General features: G+C 48.6%; 5 protein-coding genes and 1 pseudogene. 3 read left to right on the top strand and 3 right to left on the bottom strand.

Annotated features, from left to right (window positions below; all coding sequences use genetic code 11):
* Positions 1 to 244, bottom strand: a 244-nt coding sequence (locus CIK04_RS33380; protein ID WP_325205719.1) for a hypothetical protein, incomplete at its 3' end; no start/stop codon positions are given.
* Positions 245 to 339: 95 nt separating this feature from the next.
* Here CIK04_RS33380 and sthA point away from each other — a divergent pair.
* Positions 340 to 1,740 (top strand): Si-specific NAD(P)(+) transhydrogenase, encoded by a 1,401-nt coding sequence (gene sthA, locus CIK04_RS14630; RefSeq protein ID WP_011079178.1) that lies wholly within the window; start codon positions 340 to 342, stop codon positions 1,738 to 1,740.
* Positions 1,741 to 1,793: 53 nt separating this feature from the next.
* Here the strand turns inward: sthA and CIK04_RS14625 are convergent, their stop codons facing one another.
* Both CIK04_RS14625 and lexA read right to left on the bottom strand, forming a co-directional pair.
* Positions 1,794 to 2,606 (bottom strand): class I SAM-dependent methyltransferase, encoded by an 813-nt coding sequence (locus CIK04_RS14625; protein WP_026050300.1) that lies wholly within the window; start codon positions 2,604 to 2,606, stop codon positions 1,794 to 1,796.
* Positions 2,607 to 2,794: 188 nt separating this feature from the next.
* On the bottom strand, positions 2,795 to 3,418 hold the full coding sequence (lexA, locus tag CIK04_RS14620; RefSeq protein WP_011079176.1) for a transcriptional repressor LexA: 624 nt from the start codon (positions 3,416 to 3,418) through the stop codon (positions 2,795 to 2,797).
* Between the two features lie 317 nt (positions 3,419 to 3,735).
* Between lexA and plsB the strand changes: the two genes are divergently transcribed.
* Positions 3,736 to 6,165 carry a glycerol-3-phosphate 1-O-acyltransferase PlsB gene (plsB, locus tag CIK04_RS14610; protein WP_097353616.1) on the top strand — a complete coding sequence of 810 codons (2,430 nt, stop codon included), beginning with the start codon at positions 3,736 to 3,738 and terminating at the stop codon, positions 6,163 to 6,165.
* 117 nt (positions 6,166 to 6,282) lie between these two features.
* A pseudogene (locus tag CIK04_RS14605) lies at positions 6,283 to 6,470 on the top strand (IS5/IS1182 family transposase); the annotation flags it as partial.

Raw genomic sequence — 6,470 nt, 5'->3', positions numbered from 1 at the left:
CAAAGAACGACGCGTTTTCTCTTTCCTTGCTGTGCGCGAATACCCATTGATTCATTATGATGTTTGCTCTTATCTTAAATTGGCTTTCGGCCGTTACTATAGCGCGAATCACTGCTAGCGATAAGCGATGATGCGCCTTGGCGAGCACGTTACTACTGGCCAAGGCGGTTATGCAATCTTTTGTGCTCAATTTGTCGACATTCGCCATGCCATTGATTGGTTTTCGTGAAATGTGCGTGATCACTTCCACTCTCTGCCGTGCCTGCTGTTTACCTGCTGGTATAATCAGTTAAAATCTCGCTAAAGCAATGTTAAGCAAATATAACAAGGAATGAAATCATGGCGCATGCGAATCACTTCGATGTGATTGTTATCGGGAGCGGCCCTGGCGGTGAAGGGGCAGCAATGGGTTTAACCAAAGCTGGCCTGAAAGTCGCAGTGGTGGAAAAAGAGAGCAGCGTTGGCGGCGGTTGTACTCACTGGGGCACCATTCCATCCAAAGCACTGCGCCATGCGGTTAGCCGTATTATTGAATTCAACAGCAACCCTCTGTTTTGCAAAAACAACTCCAGTTTACACGCCACGTTCTCAACCATTCTCGGCCACGCGAAATCCGTTATCGACAAGCAGACTCGCTTGCGCCAAGGCTTTTATGACCGCAATCAGTGCCAATTGATTTTCGGCACTGCCCGCTTTACCGATGCGCACACCATTAGCGTGACGCAAAACGACGGCACTGAAGAAGTGTATACAGCGGATAAGTTTGTGATTGCCACTGGCTCTCGCCCTTATCAACCAGCCGATGTCGACTTTAATCATGAGCGAATCTACGACAGCGATTCCATTCTCAGTCTCAAACACGACCCTCGCCACATCATCATTTATGGCGCAGGGGTGATTGGTTGTGAATACGCATCCATCTTCCGTGGTTTGGGGGTTAAAACCGACCTCATCAACACACGCGATCGCTTGCTGGCATTTTTGGACAACGAAGTGTCCGATGCGCTTTCCTACCACTTCTGGAACAGCGGCGTCGTGATCCGTAATGATGAAACCTATGAACGCATTGAAGGCACCGAAGATGGTGTGATTGTTCATCTTCAGTCGGGCAAGAAAATGAAAGCCGATTGCTTGCTCTACGCCAATGGTCGCACCGGGAACACCGACAAATTGAACCTGCCCGCGGTTGGGCTTCAAGGTGACTCTCGCGGCCAGCTGAAAGTTGATGGCAATTACCAAACCGAAGTGGAACACGTTTACGCAGTGGGCGATGTGATTGGTTACCCAAGTCTTGCGAGCGCAGCGTATGACCAAGGGCGCTTTGTGGCGCAAGCCATTACTAAGGGCAAAGCCGATGGCTATCTGATTGATGACATCCCAACGGGGATTTACACCATTCCAGAAATCAGCTCGGTTGGTAAAACAGAACAAGAATTAACCGCAGCGAAAGTGCCCTATGAAGTTGGCCGCTCTTCGTTCAAACATCTGGCTCGCGCACAGATTGCCGGCAAAGACATCGGCAGCTTGAAAATTCTCTTCCATCGTGAAACCAAAGAAATTCTTGGCATTCACTGCTTTGGGGAACGCGCAGCGGAAATCATTCATATCGGCCAAGCGATCATGGAGCAAAAAGGTGAAGCCAATACCATCGAGTATTTCGTCAATACCACCTTCAACTACCCCACCATGGCCGAAGCGTATCGCGTTGCCGCACTCAATGGACTAAACCGTCTGTTCTAGTGTGAACTCCCCCGCTCCCCAAACAAAAACAGCAGGAAATTCCTGCTGTTTTTTTACCATTTCATATGGACCACGACGGGAGTAAGACGATGTTTCAGCATGGGAATTTTACTTAGCCAACGTTGCCATGTTTTCCAACGTGCACAAAAACGATCGAAGGGAGAAAACACTTTGACCCATTGGGCCCAAGGGAGCCACTGCAATACTTGTTCTGCCGGCGCCGCCATGGCATGCGCATAACGATCAGAGCCCAATTTCTGCCCCAGGCTGCTGTCGGTTAAGTCTCCTGCCAATACCATGCATACCTGCGCAGACACAAAACGTCGCCCTAGCAATTGCACAAAGTTAGCAACCTGCGCCAATGGACAATCGAGCAGCGCCAACTCACACACGATCAATACCGGTGTCTTGTCGTTGATCGCCAGTTGCTCTAAGCAAGAGAGGTCATCGACACTGCCATGCTGCTGCTGGTAGCGTTCATTCTTGTGGAACAATCGCTGACGCCAGAGCAAGTTTTCAGTAACATCCAACTCAACCCAATGGCATCGACCATTATCAAGACGATAAAAGCGCGTATCGAGACCAGCACCAACGTTAATAATCCACCCTTCTGGGTGCTGCTGTAAAAACTGCGAGACTTGCTGATCGCACTGCTGCGCTAAGGTCGCGTGTAACAGCTGCTTTTGCGCCACATCACCAGATAAACACTCAGGCGCAAGCTTGCAACTTAAACAGGCTTTCGCGGCAATCGGGTCATAGATTAAGCCTCCGTCGACCAAGCTTTCTCGGCTACGAAGCCACAACGGCTGCAACAATCTTGCTGGTACCGGATATCCCTTTTCCGATGACTGTTTGATTGAAGACATCACGAGACCTTTCTCATCGTTCCATAAAGAACTTAATGATAATAAATCTCAATTACAATTTCAATCCGCGCGGTGCACCCTCACTGACGCCTTACTGAGAAACGATCGTCAAATGAGGCCGAGACAAAACAAATAAGCTCCGTAGAAACGGAGCTTATTGAGCATTACTTTGCACATAATTGGGCGTATTACATCCAATCCGTATTGCGGATAATGCCTACAGCAATGCCTTCAATGGTCAACTGCTGGCTAGTGAGATCCACTTCGATAGGCGCAAACTCTTCATTTTCTGCATGGAGCAGCACGGTTGAACCTTTACGTTCCAAACGTTTTACCGTCACATCATCTTCAACACGCGCGACTACAACTTGCCCATTGCGCACGTCTTGTGTTTTGTGCACAGCCAACAAGTCACCATCCATAATGCCAATGTCTTTCATACTTTCGCCATGAACGCGCAAAAGAAAATCGGCTTGAGGTCGAAACATGCTCGGATCCACTTGGTAGTGCATTTCCACATGCTCTTGCGCCAAGATAGGCTCCCCTGCCGCAACTCGGCCAATCAGAGGTAAACCCGGCTCATCATTTGCCGCTTCCTCTTCGAGCAGAATACGGATCCCACGAGAGGCACCCGGGACAATTTCGATCACCTGCTTACGAGCAAGCGCTTTTAAATGTTCTTCCGCCGCATTGGCAGAGCGAAAGCCCAGCTCACGCGCAATTTCCGCACGAGTGGGTGGCATTCCAGTCACTTCGATCTTGCTTTTAATCAGATCGAAAACTTGTTGTTGGCGTGGCGTTAACGGCTTCATAGGTCACCTGTCTTTTTATACAGTTAACTGTGAGTATATCCAGTAATTGTACAAATGGAAACCCAATTGATTGTTTTTTAATTTCTTCTCTCTTTTTGCTGAACATTTGTGTTTAAAACGCCGCGCTTGACCCGCTCGGTTCAACGCAATTTAAGGAAATTCGTCTAATCCATACTCAATTAAGTTAAAAGGTTTGACCAGTTCTGGTATCCTTGCCGCTTAAAAATTATCGCTCAGATTTATTCCTATTACTGGAATCATTCAGTAACAGAAATAAGTTTGGGTATGTTTGAATTCTATTGAGGCTGTGAACCTATATGTCTTCAGGACAATCATTTTCACATTCATTACTGAAGCTACCGCTGTCGGCGTTGGTAAAAGGCACTGCAATTCCTTCTAATCCAATCGACGATCACCATATCGATATTAATAAGCCGATTGTTTATGCCCTGCCGTTTCGCTCGGCCGTGGACTTATTAACGCTCCAAAAACACGCACTCGAGTTAGGATTACCCGATCCACTTTCTCCGCTTGAGATTCATGGCAAATCACTCAAACGTTATGTGTTTATCGCCTCTCGACCAACCTTGGTTCAAAGCGATAACGATGTGCCAAGTGACTCCATCGCACTCTTTTCTGAACTGCTGACACTGCACGCGGAAGACAGCGAACTGGATGTTCAAGTGATCCCTGCCACTGTATTGTGGGGGCGTAAGCCGGGTAAAGAAGGCAACAATAAGCCTTACCTACAAGCGATGAATGGCCTGCAAAAAGCCAAAGCGGTGATCACCGCCGGCCGTGATTGCCTTGTGCGCTTTAGTCCTGTGGTCTCACTGCGTTACATGGCGCAATCACACGGCACCGATAGCTCGATTGCCCACAAGTTGGCGCGCGTAGCACGCATTCACTTCTCGCGTCAAAAACTGGCGGCTTCTGGCCCGGACTTGCCTTCACGCCAAGTTCTGTTCGCTCGTTTGATGAAATCGCCAGCCATTGAGCAAGCGATTGAGGAAGAAGCAAAAAGCAAAAACATCTCGATGGAGAAAGCGCGTAAAGAAGCGCAAGACATCATGGATGAGATTGCAGCAGACTTCTCCTACTCCTTGGTGAAACAAGGCGATCGCTTGCTGGGATGGCTTTGGAACAAGCTCTATCAGGGGCTTAACATCAACAACGCCGCGACGGTGCGTCGTCTAGCGCAAGATGGTCATGAGATTGTGTATGTGCCTTGCCATCGCAGCCACATGGACTACCTATTACTCTCTTACGTGCTTTATCACGAAGGGATGGTGCCGCCGCATATTGCCGCGGGCATAAACCTCAACTTCTTCCCTGCGGGTCCGATTTTCCGCCGCGGTGGGGCGTTCTTTATTCGTCGTAGCTTCAAAGGCAATCGTCTTTATTCGACCATTTTCCGCGAATATTTGGCAGAGCTCTTTGCCAAAGGTTACTCGGTAGAATACTTCTCAGAAGGTGGCCGCTCGCGCACGGGTCGTTTACTGCCAGCCAAAACTGGCATGTTGGCAATGACCATTCAAGCGATGCTGCGTGGGCTAAATCGCCCAGTCACCTTAGTGCCCGTTTACATTGGCTACGAGCACGTGATGGAAGTAGCAACCTACGCCAAAGAGTTGCGTGGTAAACGTAAAGAGAAAGAAAACGCGGGTCTTGTGCTGCGCACGCTGCGCAAACTGCGTAACTTTGGCTTGGGTTATGTCAACTTTGGTGAGCCTATTCCGCTCAACCAATACCTCAACGAGCATGCTCCTGAGTGGACCAAAGACATCGACCCAATGGGTGCAAGCCGACCTCAATGGATCAATCCAGTGGTGAACCAGTTGGCGAACAAGATGATGACGCACATTAACGACGCTGCGGCCGCGAACGCGTTGACCTTGTGTGCCACCGCATTACTTGCCTCACGTCAGCGTGCGCTTTCTAAAGATTCCCTGATTCATCAGATTGAGTGCTATTTACAGCTCTTGAAGAACGTACCGTACTCAAAGACTTATACTGTGCCTTCTGAAAGCGCGGAAGCTCTGGTGGAACACGCGATTTCATTGGATAAGTTTGTCATCGAAACCGACACCATGGGCGACATCATTTCGCTCGATCGTAATCAGTCGATCTTGATGACCTACTACCGCAACAACATCATCCACTTGTTCGCGCTGCCATCACTGATTGCACAGATGATCATTCGTCAGGAAAATCTAACCGTGAGCCAAATCCAGCAACAAGTGGCGGAGATTTACCCATTCCTGAAAGCGGAACTGTTCTTGAGCCACAAAGAAGAAGATCTCGATGGACTGGTTGTGAAAGTGCTAAATGAGTTGGTATCGCAGGATCTGATCAGCCTGAAAGATGATAAGGTTGCGAAAAATCAAGCGAATACCTTAACGCTTGTCTTGCTCGGTCGCACCATCTCTGAAACGCTTCAGCGCTACTCGATTGCCTTCAACCTGCTGGTCTCCAATCCTGAATTGGCGAAAGCGGATTTGGAACAAAAGAGCCAAGATATCGCTCAACGTTTGACTCGCTTACATGGCATCAATGCGCCGGAGTACTTCGACAAAGGTGTGTTCGCCTCTCTGTTTAGCACGTTAAAACAGCAAGGCTACCTTGATAGTGACGGCAACTGCGACAGCGAGAAAACCGCACAGTTTGCCACTTTGCTCTACGCCTTGCTCTACCCGGAAGTGAAGCTCACGATTGAAGAGAGTGTCTTCCAGCTCAAATCGGCGTAAGCCAGCATCGAATACAACAAAGGCATCCAGTGGATGCCTTTCAGACTGCTGACAAAGGTCTAGCTTTCGAGCTAGACCTTTGATCTAATAGGGGTATCGAAATATGGATACTCCGATATGCTTCAAGAACCCACCCCGCAACAATACGAACTGGAAATGGTGACGATGGAACAGTTAGTTCCTAAAGACCATTTAGTGCGCAAAATCGATAATGCTATCGACTTTGAATTCATTCGTGATGAAGTCGCTCATCTTTATTGTAAAGATAATGGGCGTCCACCTGTTGACCCTGTTCGTCTCTTCAA

The sequence above is a fragment of the Vibrio sp. 03_296 genome, from assembly GCF_002265885.1.
The sequence above is the reverse complement of the archived record's forward strand: the minus strand, read 5'-3'. Positions and strand labels throughout refer to the sequence as shown.

Bases quoted from the DNA above. Each gene is read 5' to 3' on its own strand.
- CIK04_RS14625 (WP_026050300.1), bottom strand. From the start codon at position 2,606: ATGTCTTCAATCAAACAGTCATCGGAAAAGGGATATCCGGTACCAGCA.
- lexA (WP_011079176.1), bottom strand. From the start codon at position 3,418: ATGAAGCCGTTAACGCCACGCCAACAACAAGTTTTCGATCTGATTAAA.
- plsB (WP_097353616.1), top strand. From the start codon at position 3,736: ATGTCTTCAGGACAATCATTTTCACATTCATTACTGAAGCTACCGCTG.
- sthA (WP_011079178.1), top strand. From the start codon at position 340: ATGGCGCATGCGAATCACTTCGATGTGATTGTTATCGGGAGCGGCCCT.